The organism is Streptomyces sp. NPDC043812 (assembly GCF_056436245.1).
Map to the genome: position 1 here is coordinate 1 of NZ_JBWKCY010000100.1, position 1330 is coordinate 1330.

1 protein-coding gene is annotated in these 1330 nt (G+C 65.1%); it reads right to left on the bottom strand.

The genetic code is table 11. The annotated features are described in order from the left end of the window. Positions 1-27 precede the first annotated feature (27 nt). A protein-coding gene (locus AC067Z_RS38910; protein ID WP_478794361.1) for an IS3 family transposase occupies positions 28-1280 on the bottom strand; the annotation gives its coding sequence in 2 pieces (ribosomal slippage) (positions 28-998 and positions 998-1280; 1254 coding nt in all). Between the last annotated feature and the right edge of the window lie 50 nt (positions 1281-1330).

The window sequence follows — 1330 nt, forward strand, 5'->3', positions numbered from 1 at the left end:
TGAACCGTTCCGGGTTCGGTAGAGACTTCAGATTGTGGTTGTGACCTGGGGTTTCGGGGTTGCGCGGTAGTAGCTGGTCTCGTATTCGACGGGTGGGATGTGCCCTATTTCACCGTGAAGCCGGCGGTGGCAGTACCAGTCGATCCACTCGGCGGTGGCGAGTTCGACCTGGGAAAGGGTTCGCCAGGGCCGTCCGGGCTTGATCAGTTCGGTTTTGAACAGGCCGATCGTGGACTCCATGAGGGCGTTGTCGTAGGCGTCGCCGACCGAGCCGATCGAGGCGGCGATGCCGGCGGCGTCCAGGTGCTCGGCGAGCCGGAAACTCGTGTACTGCGACCCGGCATCGGAATGATGTATCAACTCGCCTCGCTGGTAGGGCTGTTCGTCGCGGTCGCGTTGCCACAGGGCCATGTCCAGGGCGTCCAGGACGAGCCTGGTCTCCTTCGACGTGGCGGCTGACCAGCCGACAATCCGGCGGGAGAAGATGTCGACGACGAACGCGACGTAGACGACTCCGGACCAGGTCCTGACGTGGGTGAAGTCGGCGACCCAGCAGCGGTTGGGGGCCGGCGCGGCGAAGTTGCGGTCCAGTAGATCCGGTGCCCGCTCGACGCTGCTGGCCGGGATCGTGGTGATGAGCTTCTTTCCGCGGACAGCGCCGGCGATGCCGAGCTCGCGCATCAGCCGTTCGACGGTGCACCGGGCCACGATGTGGCCTTGGCGGTGCAGCTCACGCCAGACCTTCCTGGCCCCGTAGACACGGTAGTTGACCTCGAAAATCTGCTGGATGAGCGGCTTCAGCTCGGCGTCTCGGACGGTGCGGGCCGACGGGGACCGGAGTCGCTTGCGGTGGGCGTAATAGGTGGAGGGGGCGATCTTGCAGTCGTGCTCGGTGAGCACGCGGCAGATCGGCTCGACACCGCCGAAGCGGGCCCGGTGCTCGTCGATGAACGCTACGAGCGTGTGTGTGGCCGGTCGAGCTCGGCCGCGAAGAAACTTGCCGCGGCCTTCAGGATGTCGTTGGCCCGCTTCAGCTCGGCGATCTCCTTCTTCATGGCCTTGATCTGCGCGGACTCCTCCGTGGTCGTCCCCGGACGCTGCCCGGAGTTGATCTCCTCGCGCTTCACCCAGTTCCGCAAGGTCTCAGCCGAGCCGATGCCGAGCTTCTGGGCGACCGCCCTGAGCGCAGCCGACTCGTTCGGGTAATCACCGCGGACCTCGGCGACCATGCGGACCGCTCGTTTGCGCAGCTCAGAAGGGTAGGAGGAGGGGCGTGCCATGACTCAATCCTTTCACGGAATAGAGTCTCTACCGAACCCGGAACGGTTCA